18 protein-coding genes are annotated in these 16,734 nt (G+C 63.9%); 11 read left to right on the top strand and 7 right to left on the bottom strand.

The annotated features are described in order from the left end of the window. Positions 1–10: 10 nt before the first annotated feature. The 3 genes from ASE69_RS00350 to ASE69_RS00340 are packed head-to-tail and all read right to left on the bottom strand — an operon-like array spanning position 11 to position 2,039. Positions 11–772 (bottom strand): sterol desaturase family protein, encoded by a 762-nt coding sequence (locus ASE69_RS00350; RefSeq protein WP_056481368.1) that lies wholly within the window; start codon positions 770–772, stop codon positions 11–13. Next, positions 769–1,545, bottom strand: a complete 777-nt coding sequence (locus ASE69_RS00345; protein WP_235517860.1) for a fatty acid desaturase — start codon at positions 1,543–1,545, stop codon at positions 769–771. The genes ASE69_RS00350 and ASE69_RS00345 overlap by 4 nt, the downstream gene beginning before the upstream one ends. A 2-nt stretch (positions 1,546–1,547) precedes the next feature. Continuing rightward, positions 1,548–2,039 (bottom strand): sterol desaturase family protein, encoded by a 492-nt coding sequence (locus tag ASE69_RS00340; RefSeq protein ID WP_414882896.1) that lies wholly within the window; start codon positions 2,037–2,039, stop codon positions 1,548–1,550. Between the two features lie 255 nt (positions 2,040–2,294). Here ASE69_RS00340 and ASE69_RS00335 point away from each other — a divergent pair, with 255 nt between their 5' ends. Continuing rightward, positions 2,295–3,239, top strand: a complete 945-nt coding sequence (locus ASE69_RS00335; protein WP_056481357.1) for a phosphatase PAP2 family protein — start codon at positions 2,295–2,297, stop codon at positions 3,237–3,239. Here ASE69_RS00335 and ASE69_RS00330 read toward each other — a convergent pair. After that, positions 3,187–4,494, bottom strand: a complete 1,308-nt coding sequence (locus tag ASE69_RS00330) for a glycosyltransferase (protein WP_235517859.1) — start codon at positions 4,492–4,494, stop codon at positions 3,187–3,189. The genes ASE69_RS00335 and ASE69_RS00330 overlap by 53 nt on opposite strands. 263 nt (positions 4,495–4,757) lie before the next feature. Further along, positions 4,758–6,569, bottom strand: a complete 1,812-nt coding sequence (locus tag ASE69_RS00325) for a DUF885 domain-containing protein (protein ID WP_056481355.1) — start codon at positions 6,567–6,569, stop codon at positions 4,758–4,760. 399 nt (positions 6,570–6,968) lie between these two features. Here ASE69_RS00325 and ASE69_RS00320 point away from each other — a divergent pair, with 399 nt between their 5' ends. From ASE69_RS00320 to ASE69_RS00310, 3 genes are all read left to right on the top strand, one after another. Beyond that, the gene (locus ASE69_RS00320; RefSeq protein WP_235517989.1) at positions 6,969–7,841 is read left to right on the top strand and encodes an alpha/beta hydrolase; all 873 of its coding nucleotides are present in this window, start codon (positions 6,969–6,971) and stop codon (positions 7,839–7,841) included. Between the two features lie 88 nt (positions 7,842–7,929). After that, positions 7,930–8,124 carry a hypothetical protein gene (locus tag ASE69_RS00315; protein WP_056481352.1) on the top strand — a complete coding sequence of 65 codons (195 nt, stop codon included), beginning with the start codon at positions 7,930–7,932 and terminating at the stop codon, positions 8,122–8,124. Beyond that, positions 8,124–9,017 carry an alpha/beta hydrolase gene (locus tag ASE69_RS00310; RefSeq protein ID WP_082452743.1) on the top strand — a complete coding sequence of 298 codons (894 nt, stop codon included), beginning with the start codon at positions 8,124–8,126 and terminating at the stop codon, positions 9,015–9,017. The genes ASE69_RS00315 and ASE69_RS00310 overlap by 1 nt, the downstream gene beginning before the upstream one ends. A gap of 168 nt (positions 9,018–9,185) precedes the next feature. Here the strand turns inward: ASE69_RS00310 and ASE69_RS00305 are convergent, their stop codons facing one another. Then, positions 9,186–9,911, bottom strand: a complete 726-nt coding sequence (locus ASE69_RS00305; RefSeq protein WP_056481348.1) for an SDR family oxidoreductase — start codon at positions 9,909–9,911, stop codon at positions 9,186–9,188. A 152-nt stretch (positions 9,912–10,063) separates the two neighbouring features. On the opposite strand from ASE69_RS00305, the gene ASE69_RS00300 reads away from it, so the two are divergent. From ASE69_RS00300 to ASE69_RS00270, 7 genes are all read left to right on the top strand, one after another. Further along, positions 10,064–10,960 (top strand): AraC family transcriptional regulator, encoded by an 897-nt coding sequence (locus ASE69_RS00300; RefSeq protein WP_056482854.1) that lies wholly within the window; start codon positions 10,064–10,066, stop codon positions 10,958–10,960. A gap of 238 nt (positions 10,961–11,198) precedes the next feature. Beyond that, the gene (locus ASE69_RS00295; RefSeq protein WP_056481345.1) at positions 11,199–11,531 is read left to right on the top strand and encodes a hypothetical protein; all 333 of its coding nucleotides are present in this window, start codon (positions 11,199–11,201) and stop codon (positions 11,529–11,531) included. A 212-nt stretch (positions 11,532–11,743) separates the two neighbouring features. Then, on the top strand, positions 11,744–12,028 hold the full coding sequence (locus ASE69_RS00290) for a hypothetical protein (protein WP_056481342.1): 285 nt from the start codon (positions 11,744–11,746) through the stop codon (positions 12,026–12,028). 3 nt (positions 12,029–12,031) lie between these two features. Then, positions 12,032–12,346, top strand: a complete 315-nt coding sequence (locus ASE69_RS00285) for a DUF1488 family protein (protein ID WP_056481339.1) — start codon at positions 12,032–12,034, stop codon at positions 12,344–12,346. A 45-nt stretch (positions 12,347–12,391) separates the two neighbouring features. Beyond that, positions 12,392–13,378 (top strand): aldo/keto reductase, encoded by a 987-nt coding sequence (locus ASE69_RS00280; protein ID WP_056481336.1) that lies wholly within the window; start codon positions 12,392–12,394, stop codon positions 13,376–13,378. Beyond that, entirely contained in the window at positions 13,375–14,208 is an 834-nt protein-coding gene (locus ASE69_RS00275; RefSeq protein ID WP_056481332.1) for an SDR family NAD(P)-dependent oxidoreductase, read from the top strand. Before ASE69_RS00280 ends, ASE69_RS00275 begins: the two co-directional genes overlap by 4 nt. Before the next feature lie 129 nt (positions 14,209–14,337). Then, positions 14,338–15,693, top strand: coding sequence for a serine hydrolase domain-containing protein (locus ASE69_RS00270; RefSeq protein ID WP_056481329.1), 1,356 nt, complete (start codon positions 14,338–14,340; stop codon positions 15,691–15,693). Positions 15,694–15,719: 26 nt separating this feature from the next. Here the strand turns inward: ASE69_RS00270 and ASE69_RS00265 are convergent, their stop codons facing one another. Beyond that, positions 15,720–16,733 (bottom strand): acetamidase/formamidase family protein, encoded by a 1,014-nt coding sequence (locus ASE69_RS00265; protein ID WP_082452796.1) that lies wholly within the window; start codon positions 16,731–16,733, stop codon positions 15,720–15,722. Between the last annotated feature and the right edge of the window lies 1 nt (position 16,734).

Raw genomic sequence — 16,734 nt, 5'->3', positions numbered from 1 at the left:
ATCGGCCCGCCTAGGAGTTCGCCACTTCAACGCGACGTGCCGCGCGCGCATGCTCTTTCGTGAAATCGCCGACGCCGCGGTCGGTGTGGCATAACCGGTCCCAATGGCGGAAATACAGGCCGTAGTTGCAGCCATAGAGTTCGTGGTGCCGCTGGTGGTGGCTGGCCGTGATCAGCCATCCTCCCAGCGGGCCCGACCACATGAAACGCGGGAAGATCTCCCATCCCATGTGGTTCGTGACCCCCATCACCGTCATGATCGTCAGCACGATGCCAAGACCGGCGATATGGATCGGAACGAAGAACACCAGCAGCGGGATGACCACCGCGCCGGTCAGCGCCTCGATCGGGTGAAACGCCATTGCGGCCCATGCCGTCGGAGGGCGGCTGGCATGATGCAGCGCGTGCGCCAGCTTGAACGGTTTCGGACGGTGCATCCAGCGGTGCGTCCAGTAGAACCAGGCATCGTGCAGCAGCAGATATAGGAAAACCGATACGGGCAGGTACCAGAGCGGATAGGCGTGGATGTCGGAATATACCTGCGTCCAGCCATGATGCTGCCATCCCCAAGCGACGACGCCCGCCGGAATGCCGTAGAGCGCTGCGGATGCCAGGCTCCAGATGATTTCGCGACGGACCTGCGGGTCCAGCCCGAGGTACAGCCCCGGATGCTTGCGGATTGTGATCCAGGCGAACGCGCCCGACACGAGGAGATAGCGAACGCCGACGATGACGGTCATCGCGACGGCGGAGAGGATGATGGCAAGCGTCATGCTTGATCCTCGACGACCCTGCGATCGGCTGCTCGCATCGTGAGAGCGCGGCGCCGCGAGGGAAGCCCCCACCACGGTGTTCCCGGCGAGAGATGGTGCTCGTGATGATAGCCGCCGAAGTGGAAGCAGGTCAGCAGTGACAATATCGGGCCCACGTCGATACTGTGCGCGCGGTGTGCATCCGCAAAAGGAGTCTCGCGTTCCCGGTGCGGCAGCCACGTCCCGAACACGAACAACTGCGCCACGGCACCTAAGGCCGGCAATGCCCAAAAAATGACGATGTTGCCGAGCGGCGCCGCGAGCAGCAGCGTATAGATCAGCGCGACCACGGTGATCCGGATGATCTGCCCGTGCGAATAATAGGTCTTGAAGAACTGCATGAACCAGCCGCTGAGACTTGGATCGCCACCGTGAAAATCGGGGTCCCCCGCTCTTCCGGTTTCCTTGTGATGCAGATGATGCTGCGGCAACAGTGATGCGTACGACAGGCAGGCATAGAGCGAAAGACAGGTCGCGCCGATCGCCCGGTTCAGGCGTGGTCGATCGGGCGCCAGCGCCCCGTGCATTGAGTCATGCGCGACGATGAACAATCCGGTACTCAGCCAAGTCTGGACGATGACCATCACGATGGCCAAGGGAATTGTGTCCAGGCCCCAACGCCAAAAGAAGATGCCGGTTATGTGGATCGCCAGCCACGCCGCGACGATCGCGGCGGACAGCGACACGCCGACACGGGTCTGATGCCGCAGGGCCTCCGATTGGCGAACCGTCACGCTCACTTCTTTGCATCGGCCGAGACGAGGTTTCCGGCTTTGTCAGGACGTACCGCTCGTCGCTGCGGATCGGCGTTAGCGCGTAGCTGCGCTTTCAGCACCGCAGGCTTGCGCGCGAACAAGAATCCGTGGCTGACGGTACCGTCCTTGCCCTCTACCGCGTGGTGCAGGCGATGCGCCTGCAGCAGGCGCTTGAAATAACCTTGCTTGGGCACCCAGCGGAAGCCGCCGCGCTGATGCACGAGCATGTCGTGCACGAAGGCGTAGATGCCGCCGTACACCGTGATGCCGAGCGCCGCCCACCACAACGGCTCCCACCAGAGCCCGACGACGAACAACACGATCGGCACGATCGCGAAGACGACCGCATACAGGTCGTTCTTCTCGAACCAGCCCTCGTGATCTTCGTGATGCGACTTGTGCCAGCCCCAGCCCCAGCCGTGCATGACATAGCGATGCGCCGCCCACGCGAAGCACTCCATGAACAACACCATGAAGACGACGATCGCGAGTTTCTCGAACCAGGTCACTTTGCGCGATCGCACGAATTGACGGTGGACGGGTGCAGCGAATTCAGCATGATGCACACATAACCGTTACCCGCGGGCTATGCGAGGGCGCTCCGCGACAAAAATATCCCGAGCCGGTGGCGTCGAAGCCATTCTCCGCTTCGGACCACATCGTCTTTGTATCGCGTGATGTCCATGTAATGTGGTCGAAATCGACTTGCCTGGGCACCGCATGGTGGCATGCTGCGTTCGACCGGTATGATTGCCCCGTTGTTCCGCGCCGACCACCGAGAGACTGCCTCCTGGGTCTTGATCGGGGCCATGTTGATAAGCTTCCTCGTCGCCCAATATCATCACCGCTTCACCGTGGATCCGATCCGAGCCGCTCCTGCCATGGCAGCGGTGACGACACTCTCCCTCGCGCTGGCAATCGGCAAGTACACCGCGCGGCCGCGCCTCGCGGCCGGCGCGCGAGCGTTTCTCCAAATGACGCTGTTTACGGTGCTCGGCGTCGTTCTGGCGTATGCCCTGGCAGCAAACGCAGGGCCGTTGTGGGATGCCCGCCTAGCCACCGCCGACCGCGCGATCGGTTTCAACTGGCCGGTCGTGCTGGCGTTGCTCGACAAATCCCCTCCTTTGATTTGGCTGCTTGGACTGGCGTATCACAGTCTCACCTTGCAGATGATCGTCGTCATCGTAGCGTTGAGCGGCATGGGCAAATTCGACCCACTGAGGACGATGGTCTGTGCCGCGATCCTGTCCGGTTTCGTCACGATACTGATTTCAGGGCTCACTCCGGCGATGGGCAATCTGTTCGACCCATCCCGCTACGCGCATCTCTGGCCATCCATAGCCTGGCTCGAACAGGGGCTGATATCCGGGCTTCGCGATGGGTCGCTACGCGTGCTCGATCTCACCATGCTCATGGGGATCGTCAGCTTTCCCAGTTTCCATGCGACGCTCGCCGCCATCTTCATCTGGGCGTTCGGCGCGATGCCGCGGCTTGCGGTTCCGGGCCGGGTATGGGCTGTACTTACGATCGTCGCGACGCCGGTCTTCGGCGGTCACTACGGGGTCGACGTCATCATGGGGCTGTTTCTCGCACCACCTGCCATCATTGCAAGCCGCCACATCACGCGGCGCAGGCGGGCTCCCCATCTAATGGACTCAGCCCTGCCGGCATAGCGTCGACATCGTCGAAGAGGGCTGCATCGACCAGCGCGGCAGCCTCGGCAGCGCCCCCGGCCCCCGCCATTTCAGCGGCGAGCAAATTTGCCGCGTGGCGGTACGACGGATCCGACAGCACGAGCCGCAACGCCGTTTCGAGACCGCCCTTGTCTGCTTCGCCGGGCGATACGATACGCGCCGCCCCGATCCGCTTCAGCCGCGCGGCCGTAGCGGGTTGTTCGAATGCCAGCGGTACCGCAACGATCGGAACGCCGGCGGCCAGCGCGTCCAGCACCGTGTTGAACCCGGCGTGCAAAATCGCCGCCGAACATTTTGGCAGGATGCGGGTCTGAGACCAGAATGCCCGCACCAGCGGCTTCCCGGGTAGCGAAGTGACTTCGGCCTCGCTCAGCCCGCCGCCATGCGCGACCACCGCACGAGCGCCGACTGCGGCACAGGCAGCCGTCATCGCGGCGAACAACGATCGGCGCGCGCCCTGCAACGACCCCAGCGAACAGAATATGAGGGGTCGGCCGTCGTCTTCCGGAAGATCGACGTCAGGTTCGTCCAGCCGCCACGGCGCGCCGTATCGGAAGCTCGGCGGCAATGCCGCGCGGGGGAAATCCAGACCTGCCGGGCATTGTGCGACGTGCAGGCGGTCCGACCAATGATGCTTAGGGTCGGGGTCAAGCCTCCACCGGCGCGCATAGGACGACACGACTTTCGCGATCGGCCGCATCAGCAGGTCGCTGACGGCGTACCCGCCATTGTTGCGACGAAGGCCAGCCGCAGTGGGACGATATTCCCACCCGAGAAACGGTGGCGGCACCATCGGCTCTCGGAGCAAGGGCAACCCGGTGACGGCTGTCACGAACGGCAGTCGGAGATGTCGTGCCACCAGCGCACCGGCCGGCTCGACGGAGTCGGCGAGTACCGCATCCACCTCGAGCCTCGACAGTGCCGCCGGAAGAGCCTCCAATAGCAGTTCCGTCACGGACGCCGTGCCGCGGATCATTCTGGTCAGTCCGACAGGGCCCGATGGCTGCGCCAGCTTCCGGTAATATGCCGCCAACAAGCCTTGGCAGTCCGCCGAGTGGTCGAGCGCCGCAAAACCGACACTGCCGTTGGGCACTAGCGAGGCGACGTCGGCGAGATGGACTATCGTGACTCTACGCCCCGCTTCGACGAGCGATGTTCCCAATGCCACCAGCGGATTGATATGCCCGGCCGTTGGCGGCGCGATGATGGCGATATGTCGCCGATTGACCGTCAATGCCGTGGAGCTTTCCGTCGCCGTCTCGTTTGACCGCTCACTATCAGCATGCAGGCGAGCAGCGATAGCTCGATTTTGCGGGGTAACCCACTACGCTTGCTCCATTGATCGTAGTCAACGCGTGTTCAAATCCAGGCGTTCAGATACTCGTCCCAGAACTCGCGTGCTGGTCTGGCCTCACCAAATTCTGACCTTTGTATCGCTAACCAAGCGGCGAGGTTCGTCGATTCGCCCCTCGCCGCGTGATAGCCTTGGCGTAGGTCTCAGGCCACCCCGATCCAGGCATCGACCTGTTCCGCCAGCACCCCGAGCGGCAGCGCGCCATGCGCCAGCACCACCTCGTGAAAATCGCGAATGTCGAAGCGCGCGCCCAATGCGGTCTCCGCTTTATGCCGGAGTGCCGATATACGCTGCTGGCCCACCATGTAGCTCGTCGCCTGGCCAGGATTGTTGATGTAGCGATCGACCTCCTTGACCACGTCGCGTGCCGAAAGTGGCGCATTCTGGGTAAAATAGGCGACCGCCTGATCGCGGCTCCAACGCTTGGCGTGCATGCCCGTGTCGAGCACCAGGCGACACGCGCGCCACACTTGCAACGCCAGCATCCCCAGTTCCGAATACGGATCTCGATAGGCGCCCATCTCCTTGGCGAGCCGTTCCGAGTACAGGCCCCAGCCTTCGGTATACGCGCCATAATAGCCGAAGCGGCGGAACTTCGGCACGCCGGTAAGCTCCTGAGCGCGAGCAATCTGGAAGTGGTGCCCCGGTGCGCCTTCGTGATGGGCGATCCCCTCGACCTGAGTCTTCTGCACCTGCGTCATGTCCGCAAGATTGACGTAGAAGATACCCGGCCGCGAGCCATCCGGGGCAGGCTGATCATAGAAGGCCACCGCGGCAGTTTCCTGTCGCCACGTCTCGACCGCGCGCACCTCCAGCGGCGCCTTTGGCAGTCGGCGAAAGAAGCGAGGTGCGGCGGCCATGGTCTGCGCGATGGCCGCCCGTGCGTCAGCGAGATAGAGTTGACGGCCGGCCTCGGTGTTGGGGTATTTGAACTTCGGATCGGACCGCAGCGCCACGAAGAGATCCTGCAACGATCCGGTGAAGCCCGCCCTTTTCATCACCGCCGTCATCTCGGCATGGATCGATCGTACCTGATCCAGCCCCAGTTGGTGGATATGCTCCGCTGTCATGTCGGTGGTCGTGTAATAGGCGAGCCGCGCTTGATAATAGGCCTCGCCGCCCGGCAGGCTCCACGCGCCGTCATTGCCCTTGGCGAGTGGCTCGATCTCATCGAGCGCGGCAAAGAGTATGTCGAAGCCTTGGCGGAACGGCCCTTTCAATGCCACGACCGCATCCGCGATCAGCGCCGCCTTGATGCTCTCGGACACCCCAAGCTTGCCGACCTTCGCCTTGAAATCGGCGAGCAGGCTGCTGTCCGCGCCGCTATCGAACGGCGCTCCGGTGATAACTTGGCGAGCATCGCCACGGGCAGGCGTGAAAACCATCTTTGGCGGCACGATGCCCTTGGCCGCCTGTTTGCGCATGGTTGCAGCGACCTCGCGCATGACGCGCAGGGAATCACGCAACCGTGCCACATAGGCGTGAGCGTCGGCTACCGTGGCAATGCGGTGCTGGTTGATGAGGAAAACCGGGATGTTGCCCGCCGGGCTGCCGTTCGTCGATACCGGGAAGGCATAGTCGCGGAACGCGAACTGGCGGCGATCCGTGGCGACCTGCGCTTCGAACAATCGATAGCTCAGCCGAGCATCGGGTCCAAGCCGATCGACCGAGAAGCCGCGTCGCAGGTCGGCGAGTTGCGCATCCTGCAAAGCTTGTGCGCGCCGTGCGGCAGCGTCGGTATAATCGTCGAGCCTGTCGTAGTTGGTCTTCAGCCCAAGGCTGGTCTGTGTCTCGGGACTGAGCGCGACACTCGCATCGAACGCGGCATCGAGGAAGCGCAGGAGCCGGGCGTCGTCATCGGCGGTCCCGGTTGCCGCCATGGCAATCTGTGGGTCGATCAGCGGCAGAGCGGCGCCCGCCAACAGCATTCCTACAAACGCGCGCTTGGTGAGCATCACAGAGTCTTTCTATCGGTTGCGGACCAGCGCTAGCCGCCACCTTGCGTCACCGCAATGGTCAACACTGCCGAATATCGGGAGCCTCACCGGACAGCGTTTGCAAAGCGCAATGACCTCGGGGGAGACGTTCAGTAGACCTTTGATGCCTCCCAAGTCCTGCCATCTGGACGGCTCCCATGGCGGCGATCATATGATCCCGGGCACTCTAACTTTCGCTAGTATTCAAGGTAGACGGGTTACCGGGGAAACCTGTTCAGAACCTATTGTACTGTGGTAGCGCTATCGATATCGTCGCGAAAAGAACGATAAAATGGGAGAGCGACTATGGGATTCGGGTTCCGCATGAACGCCGTTCGTCGATGGGTGGGACACCCGCTTCTGTGCCTGTCCAGCCTGATGATTGCCTCGACCACGCCGGCACTGGCACAGACCGACAAGATGGCGTCTATCGCCACTCCGGCGCAGCCCGACGCCATCGCGCTTGGTACCGGTAAACTCCCGGGGGCGACCGCGCCTGAAGCGTGGCACAGCCAATATGGCAGCGTGTTCGCCCGCAACGTCACCGTCGCGACCCTAACCCCCTTCCTGCCGGATCCCGCCAAGGCCACCGGGACAGCAGTGATCGTTGCACCGGGCGGTGGATTCCAGACGCTGTCGATGGAGAACGAAGGCTGGGACGTGGCGCGTGCACTTGCCGCCAGAGGCGTCGCTGCCTTCGTCCTGAAGTATCGCCTGAACCCGACCCCGCAGGATCTTGCCACGTTCGCGCGACCGGTGCCGCAGGGTATGCGCCCGCCACGTCCGAACGCCGCTGCGATGATGGCGGGCCTTGCGCCGCAGATCGCGGATGCGAGGGCGGCGTTCGCCACGGTCCGCAAGCGTGCGGGCGAGTGGCATGTCGACCCCAGCCGCATCGGCATGGTCGGATTTTCGGCAGGTGCAATGCTGACGATGGCAACGACCGTCGCCGGGCAGGACGCGAAGCCGGCCTTCATCGGCAACATCTACGGTCCGCTCGCCGCGATGACGGTGCCGGCCGACGCGCCGCCGATGTTCGTTGCGCTCGCGGCAGACGATCCCTTCTTTGGCAATGGCGGCTATGGGCTGATCGACAGCTGGCGTGCGGCCAAGCGCCCGGTCGAGTTCCACCTGTTCGAACAGGGCGGTCACGGCTTCGGCATGTACCCGAAGACCACCACGAGCACGGGCTGGTTCGATGAATTCACCCGCTGGATGGCGATGCACGGCTGGCTGAAACCGGCGCAGTAAACTCCGTCTCACGAGCTTTACGACATTTCCGCCGGAGAGCCGCGCAACCAAGCGCGCCTCCGGCCACGATATTCGACAGGAGAGACGTGTGTCCCGCAAGAGCATCGCCACCGCCCTCGCTTCGGTAAGCGTCTGTGCATTTTCCAGCGCAACATACGCGCAATCGCTGACAATTAGCCCCGCCGAAACGCTCGAGGCGCAGGGGTTGAGCGTCATCGTCGACCAGAACCAGTCGAGCCCGATCCGCTTCTCGGCGATGGCGGTGACTGCGGAGGTGAAGTGATGCGCACCCTTTTCACCGCCATTGCGCTGCTGGCTTCGGCTGCCGTCGCAACCACTTCATTGGCTGGACAGGATCCGGCGCCGGAGCAGCCGCCCCGCTACACCGCGATCAAGCTGTGGCCCAACGGCGCGCCCGGGTCGGCGGCACGCCGCGGCGAGGCGGAGATCGGCCGCGACTATTGGGTCCGCAACATCCACGATCCGTCGCTGCTCGCCTTTCCCGCCGACGTAGCGAACCGCAACGGAGCCGCGATCGTGATCATGCCCGGCGGTGGGCACAAATTACTCGTATGGACGAATGAGGGCACGAAGGTCGCGACCGCGCTGAACCGCATGGGGGTGACCGCGTTCGTGCTCAAATATCGCCTGGCGAACGAGCCCGGCTCGAAATATTCGGTCGACGGCGATGCTGCGGACGACGCGCGGCGCGCGATGCGCTGGGTCCGCGCGCATGCCGCAGACTATGGTATCGATCCGTCGCGCGTCGGTGCGATGGGCTTTTCGGCAGGCGGCGAACTCGTGTCGCTGATCGCGGACAATCCCGAGCCTGCCCGACGTCGACCCGCCGATCCGATCGACCGTCAGTCCGCTCGCCCCGATTTCCAGGTGTTGGTCTTCCCCGGACCGCGAGGCATCCCAGCGACCGCCATCGCCAACGCGCCCCCAGCGTTCCTCGTAGCCGGCAGCCGCGATCCCTGCTGCGCAGCACCGACGGTCACGCTCTACGAACAGTTGCGCAAGAGTGGCGTATCGGCGGAACTTCATATGTATGCCGACAGTGGCCACGCGTTCAATCTGGACGAGTCGAACCGGATCTCAATCCTGCACTGGCCGGATCGCCTGCAAGACTGGCTAGCGGATGGCGGCTGGCTTTCGCCTCGACCTGCGAAATGATGCACGGATGATTTCGTTTTTTGGGGCTGATCATGCCGGGCAACGATCCGCGTTCTTCATTGTGAACTGACATTGATGGCTTTCGATGACCTATTAGGAGACGGTCGTTCACCTGACGACCAGTCCGGGGGACAGAAAGTCCGCCCGGACGGAGTTTGGCACCGTCGCCTACATGCCGGCTGCGGTCGGGCGGACGATGACCTCGTTGATGTCCACCCCCTCGGGCTGCTCCAAAGCGTAGCGGATCGCGCGTGCGATCGCGTCGGGGGTCAGCGACTTTTGCCGCCATGTGGTCAGCGCAGTGGCAATATAAGGGTCGGAGATGTCGTTGCCCAGTTCGGTTGCCACGACGCCTGGCGAAATGATCGTCGTGCGGATGTCGTCATGCTCCTGGCGCAATCCTTCGGTGATCGCCCAGACCGCGTATTTGGTGGCGCAGTAAACCGCGGCGCTCGGCATCACGAAATGCGCGGCGATCGATGCGACGTTCACGACGTGGCCCGCCTTCTGCGCGATGAAGCGGGGCAGCACGGCGGCAATCCCGTTCAGCACGCCGTGAACGTTGACGTCGATCATCCGCGTCCACTCGTCCTGCTTCAGCGCCGCAAGTGGCGATAGCGGCATCACGCCGGCATTGTTGATCAGTACGTCCACGCGCCCGAACCGCGCTTCCGCCGCATCGGCGAACGCGGCGAAGCTTGCCGCGTCGGTCACGTCCAGTACCTGCCACGCGACGTTGTTGCCGAGTTCCGCCGCGAGCGCCTGGAGGCGATCGGTCCTGCGCGCTCCGATGAAGAGGCGCGCGCCCTTGGCCGCCAGTTCGCGCACGGTGGCCTCGCCGATACCGCTGGAGGCGCCGCTGATCAGCACTGTCTTGTCGATGACGTCGTTCATGATTGTTCCTTTCGTGTCGCCTCGAAGGCTGGACTCAGATGGAACCGGATTGCCGACCAGCGTGAGACCGATCCCCCGCAATCCTTGAACGATCCTCCGAAACGGTCTCACCTCCGCTTGTGAGAATGGCTGGCAGCGGACACAGTCCCATGATGAGTACGATCGCAGACCTCGCCACGCTGGTTGCGCGCCATGTCCCGAGAACCGGCATGGTCAGCACGGCGATCAATCGACTGTCACTGTTTCGGGCTGATGAGCCGACCGTGCCCTTGCCCGCGGTCTATGACGCGTCGCTTTGCATAATTGCCCAAGGGGCCAAGCGGGTCTCGCTCGGCGGAGAGAGCCTGCTCTACGATGCCGCGCATTACCTGCTGGTCTCGGTCGACCTGCCGCTCGTCGGACACGTCGTCCAGGCGGATCGTGACGCGCCGTACCTCTGCTGCAAGATCGACATCGACCAGTCCGTGCTGGCGGACCTCATCCTGGCGGAAGGCGGCCGGGCGCCGAAAGCCGATCTGCCGGCGCTCGCGGTCTATCGCAGCGACGACGATCTGGTCGACGCGGCGTGCCGACTGATGCGGCTGCTGGATCGGCCGGACAGCATCGCTGCGCTAGCGCCGCTGATCGAACGGGAGATCCTGTACCGTTTGCTCGTGGGTCCCCACGGGGCTGCGCTTCGCTACATGGCAGTCGCCGACAGCCACCTCAATCAGGTCAGCCGTGCTATCGCGACGATCCGCACCGGGTTCGATCGGCCGCTCCGCATCGGGGACATCGCTACCGCCGCCGGTATGAGCCCATCGTCACTCCACGAACACTTCAAGGCGGTGACGAAAATGACGCCGTTGGCTTATCAAAAGCAATTGCGGCTACAGGAGGCACGACGCCTGATGCTGTCAGGGAACACGACGGCAAGCGGCGCAGGTTTCGCCGTGGGCTATGAAAGCCCATCACAGTTCAACCGCGAATATGCGCGCCTGTTCGGCGCTCCTCCGCGTCGTGATATCGAGCAACTCCAACTGAGCGGCAATCTACTGACGCCCGTGTAGCGACACTCCAATGGTTGGGCGATTTCTATCCGCTCGACAACGGCGCCGACCGCGGTTGCGGAAACGCTGATCGCCGAACCGTTCCAGGTTCGAGGCGTCCGGCCAATCGCTAAGACTTTGCGGCAAAGCTATTCTCTTGTGGGCGGATCATCGCGCCTTCGATCTTGGCGAGACCGATGGCCTGCGCCTTTCGCCCCCCAGTCTCGAACGATACAGGTCAGGAACGGAGGAGACGAGCATGACCGCAAACACGATGAAGGTAGACGACCAAGCCAAGATCGACCTGTTCCAGGTTATCGCACCCATCGTAATGCAGTATCTCGCCGCGAACTCCCCGGATCGAGCACTGATTGCAGATGACATCATCGACTTCTTTGCGCTGTCGATCGCCGCGGTGATCGAAAACAACACGGATCTGTCGACCCCGCAGCATCTGCGAAAGGCCGGTGAGGCAGCCGGTAAGCATATCGCGCACTGGGTCAGGCTTCTGAAGCTGGATCACGAACACCGCGGCATGTCGTTGCTGGCGATGACGATGGGTACGGTCGCGTCCGACGAGGCACAGCGATAGCCGCACAGTGGTTCCCATCGTTCCCCTGCGCCGGCTAGCAGGCGACACCCGCCGCCGTCGATTTCTAATAGCTCATGCTGAACTACGTCGCGGCTTGGACCTACCCGACGTGATCCGTCCGGCCGATATGCGAATTACCTGGAACCAGCCTTCGAAGGTGAGCGCTTTAGCCATCAGGAAGCCGGCACTCCCGGTCAATTTGGGATTTGAGCATGACGGAAGCGACCTGGGGCGACGATGCGAAGACGCCGGATATCGACTGGCGGATGAGTGCTGCGCTGGAGAACGTGCCGCGTGGTGACGAGAACCTTGCCGAGGTAACGAGCCTGGAGGGCGCTGTGCGTACGTGGATGACGCTCGATCCCGAGCATCGCGACGCTGCCGTGCTTACGCCAGAGCACCCTTTGCAAATCGACGGTGCGGCTCATGCAACCCTCGCCGGTGACGGTATCGCCGCGCTTGCCGAGCGGCTGCCCAGCGCGAACGATGAGGGCTGAGCCATGGCATCTGCAAGCGTTCGCTTCGAGCCCGGCGAGTATGAATGGCTTGCCGAACGGCACGGCGTCCTGTTCCTCGGCCATACGGACCTTGGCATGGTCGAGTTCCTGATCACGAGCGAGGCGTTGGCGGAGTTCATCGACCCGGACCTCGACGGCATCGACAGCGATACCGCGATCGAGACGTATGGGGAATTCGAGTCCGACATACATCGTATCGCGCGACGCGAGTTTGTCAGCCGGCTGGGCGGGGAGCCCCCAGTCCTGCTCACGGCCGCCGACGTTTGGGATGAACCTTCGCAATCCCGCAGGCCGTAACCCTTCAACCGCCAATCATATTGCCCGCCAACAAGGACTGATCTGATGGAAACCCGCAAACTGGGCCAGCAAGGCCTCGAAGTCTCGGCGCTGGGTCTCGGCTGCATGGGCATGTCCGACTTCTACGGAAGCCGCGACGAGACGGAGTCCATTGCGACGATCAATCGCGCGCTGGATCTCGGCGTGACGTTCCTGGACACCGCCGACATGTACGGCGCTGGCGCCAACGAAGAGCTGGTCGGTCGCGTCGTGCGCGAGCGGCGCGAGTGGATCGTGGTCGCGACCAAGTTCGGCAACGTCCGCGGGTCGGATGGCAGCTTCAAGGGGATCAACGGTCGCCCCGACTATGTGCGGTCGGCCTGCGACGCGAGCCTGAAGCGGACCGGACTCGATGTCATCGATCTCTACTATCAGCATCGCGTCGACCCTGACGTGCCGATCGAAGAGACCGTCGGCGCGATGGCCGATCTCGTCCGCGTGGGTAAGGTGAAGTATCTCGGCCTATCCGAGGCTGCCCCCGCGACGATCCGCCGAGCGCATGCCGTGCATCCGATTACCGCGTTGCAGACCGAATATTCGCTGTGGAGCCGTGACGTCGAGGACCAAATCCTGCCGACGGTGCGCGAACTGGGGATCGGCTTCGTGCCGTACAGCCCGCTCGGCCGCGGCTTTCTTACAGGCCAGTTCAAGACACCCGACGATCTCGACGCCGGCGACACGCGCCGCAACCACCCGCGCTTTCAGGGCGCGGCGTTCCAGAAGAACCTCGACCTCGTCGCAGCGATCGGCACTATGGCGGCGGACAAGGGCTGCACGCCAGCCCAACTGGCGCTTGCATGGGTATTGCGCCAGGGCGAGGATATCGTGCCGATCCCGGGTACCAAGCGGCGCAAGTATCTCGAGGACAATCTAGGCGCGCTCGACGTGGAGCTGAGCGATGCCGATCTCGCCCGTATCGATGACATTCTCCCGCCCGGCGCGGCGCAGGGGACCCGCTACCCAGACGCCTCGATGGCGAGCATCGACGCGTGAGCGTGCCATCTTTCGCAGCGATCGCACCGGGCAAGCTTGCGGTCGTGACGGGTGCGGCCGGCGGCATTGGACTGGCCGCTGCTCGCGCCTTTGCGGACGCGGGCATGCGGGTGATTCTGGTCGACCATCCCGGTGAAGCGCTGGAGGAGGCCGCGGCGTCGATGGACGGCGCAATAGCGCTGTCCGCCGACGTCGCGGATCGTGCCGCGATGGCCGCGCTGGCAAAGGAGGTGGTCGACCGTCACGGTCCCGTCTCGGTGCTCATGAACAACGCCGGCATCGGCGGGGGCGGTGATGTCTTTGCCGACCCAGCAAAGTGGGACGAGGTGCTCGGCGTCAACCTGATGGGCGTGATCCACGGCGTCCAGGCCTTCGTCCCGGGCATGGCCGAAGGCGAGGCCCCTGCCCTCGTCATCAACACCGGCTCCAAACAGGGCATCACGCAGCCGCCCGGCAACACCGCCTACAACGTCAGCAAGGCCGGGGTGAAAGCGGTGACCGAGGGCCTCGCCCACAGCCTGCGCGAACGGACCGGACGCCGGGTCAGCGCCCACCTGCTTGTGCCGGGCTTCACCTGGACGGGGATGACGGGTGGTCGACTGGCCGAGAAACCGCCCGGCGCGTGGACGCCCGAACAGGTCATGGCGCTGATGATGGAGCGCGTGGCAGCGGGCGACTTCTACATCCTGTGCCCGGACAACGAGACAACGTCCGAACAGGATGCGAAGCGTATAGCGTGGGCGGCGGGGGACCTGATCGAAAACCGCCCCGCCCTGTCCCGCTGGCATGCGGATTGGCGCGATGTCTTTGCGGAATTCATGCGAGACTAGGCGCTTGCTGGGGGACCTGCACGGCTGCCGTGCCGGTCTCCGCTGGATGCGCCAGACCGTGCCGCTCCCCTCACACGCATGGCAGAGAAACGGATTGCCGATCTGATTGCGTGATGGGAGAATGCGATCATGCAGATACTCAAAGCGGCCGGTCTCGCCCTCCTCGCGTCAGTTCCCACCAGTGCGCAGATCGTCGCACAACCCTCGGCAGGAACATACCAGCGCGCCGTCGCGGCCGGTTACAAGGCGGCGCTTTATTGCTCGGGTATCTTCAGTGCAGGCCGCACGCCGGAGCAGATCGATGCCGATGAGTTGGCCGGCATCTACCCGGACTATGACAAGATCGTGCCGACGCTCACGGCGAACGTCGACCGCACCCGCCAATCCGTCTCCGTAAGGTTCGATCCAAAGCTACCTCCGAGGCGCGCGGAGTGGACTAGCGGGCATGGTTGCGTGACGTTGCCGATCGGCAGCACGGCACCATCCGGCCGCAAGTCGACGGCGGCACCGTCGGTTCGAGCAGCTGATCCTCGTCGCTGGCCGCAAGGTGACTCCGGCATCGCACCGCGCCCTTCGGCGACGCTGACCGGCGTCGTCGGCCAGGCATTCGGGACCAGCTATGGCGTAGGCACCAAGACGGTCGGCGTGATCGTCGTGAAGGACCGTGAAGTTCTTGCCGAGCAATATGGCCAGGGTTTCGGGCCGTTCGTGTCCAATCGGACATGGTCGGTCGGCAAGTCAATCGCCGGCACGCTCATCGGCCTGACCAATGCAGGCGCGTTGAAGGCCCCCGCCGCCGTGCCGCAATGGAAGGCCGGCGATCCACGGCAGGCCATCACACTCGACAATCTCCTGCGCATGGCATCCGGCCTGCACAGCGACACCGCCGGCAATCGCACCGATGCGATCTATTTCGGCGGGACTACGGTGGACGAACAGGCGGTGTCATGGCCTTTGGAGGCCCTGCCCGGCACACGCTTCCGTTACGCCAATAATGATATCCTGCTCGCGGTCTATGCCACCCGAAACGCGATCGGAGAGGCGCGGTACCGTGCGTTGCCGGCCAGCCTGTTCGGCCCGCTCGGCATGGCGCATACCGTCGCCGAGACCGACTGGCACGGTAATTACATCCTCTCCAGCCAGGTCTGGTCGACCGCGCGTGACCTGGCGAGGCTGGGATTGTTCTGGTCGCAGGACGGCGTCTGGCAAGGCAAGCGCCTGCTACCGGCTGGGTGGATGCGCACCATGACGACGCCTAGCGGGCCGCAGCCCGAGAGCGGACCGGGCTATGGCGCAACGATGTGGCTGTTCGGCCCCAAGCAGGGCTTGCCCGAGGGCAGCTACGCCGCGCAAGGCAACCGGGGACAGTATGTCATGGTCATCCCGTCCCGGCAGCTCGTGATCGTCAGGCGCGGCGAGGATCCCGGCGCTGCGCGGTTCGACATCGCGCGCTTCGCCGCCGACGTCGCTGCGACGTTACCGTGAGCTTCTCAGGCAGAGGCCGCCGGCCGCTAGCGCTTCGTGAACACCGCCTTTGGCAACACGACATGGACGCCCTTGTTGCGGTCTACGAGCTCGGTGATCTCGACGTCGCCTGCGACGCTGATCAGCATATAGGCGTCATCGCGCGTCATGCCTTTTTCCGCGACGAGGAAATCGATCATGTTGCGCAGCGCCTTGCGGGTCGCATGGCTGAGATCGTCGTCGAAGCCCATCGCGATATAGGCCTTGAGCGTCTCGGCGCGCGGATAGGTGATCGCCGCCTTCTTGTGCAGCACGAACTCGAACGTCCCGGTCAACGAGGTCTCGAGAGCGGTGATATCGACCTCGCCATTACCCTGCGCGGCATGGCCGTCGCCGACCTGGAACAGTGCGCCGGGGGCATAGACGGGGAGGAACAAGGTCGTTCCCGCGACGAGCGCCTTGTCGTCCATGTTGCCGCCGTTGATCGTCGGCGGCGCGCTGTCGTAGCGGCCGAACGCCGGCGGCGGCGCAACGCCCATGCTGCCGAAGAACGGCGCCAACGGCACTTCGACGCCGGGCGCAAACAGGCCGACCATGCGCTTGGCATCCAAGGGCACGATCTTCATCCGCGCATAGGGAAAATCGTCGGTCAGGAACCCCGCCCCGTACCGGAACGCGTTATAGGCATAGGGTATCGCCAGATCGACTTTACGGATGCGCACTTCCAGCATATCGCCGGGTTCCGCGCCGGTGATCGCGATCGGTCCGGTCAGGATATGGCCGCCGGGGCCGCGCGCGCTGGCCGGGACACCGTCATAGACCGCACGCAGCGCCGGTTCGATCTGCGCGGGCGCGACGCCGGCCTTTTCCAGGCCCGCCGGACTGTTGGTAAGCAACGTGTGGATCACCACCGTGTCGCCCGACCGGATCGTCAGCACCGGCTTGTCGGTGGCATCGTAATGCCCCCAGGCGACCGTTTGTGGCGTCGCCTTCAATTCGTAGGTTTCGGCATCCGCGGGCGTCGTCGCGGCAGCCAGAGCGGCAAGGATCAGGTAGCGCATC

The sequence above is a fragment of the Sphingomonas sp. Leaf208 genome, from assembly GCF_001421415.1.
Taxonomy (GTDB): domain Bacteria; phylum Pseudomonadota; class Alphaproteobacteria; order Sphingomonadales; family Sphingomonadaceae; genus Sphingomonas.
Note: the sequence above shows the minus strand (reverse complement) of the source record. Positions and strands in the feature narration are given on the sequence as shown.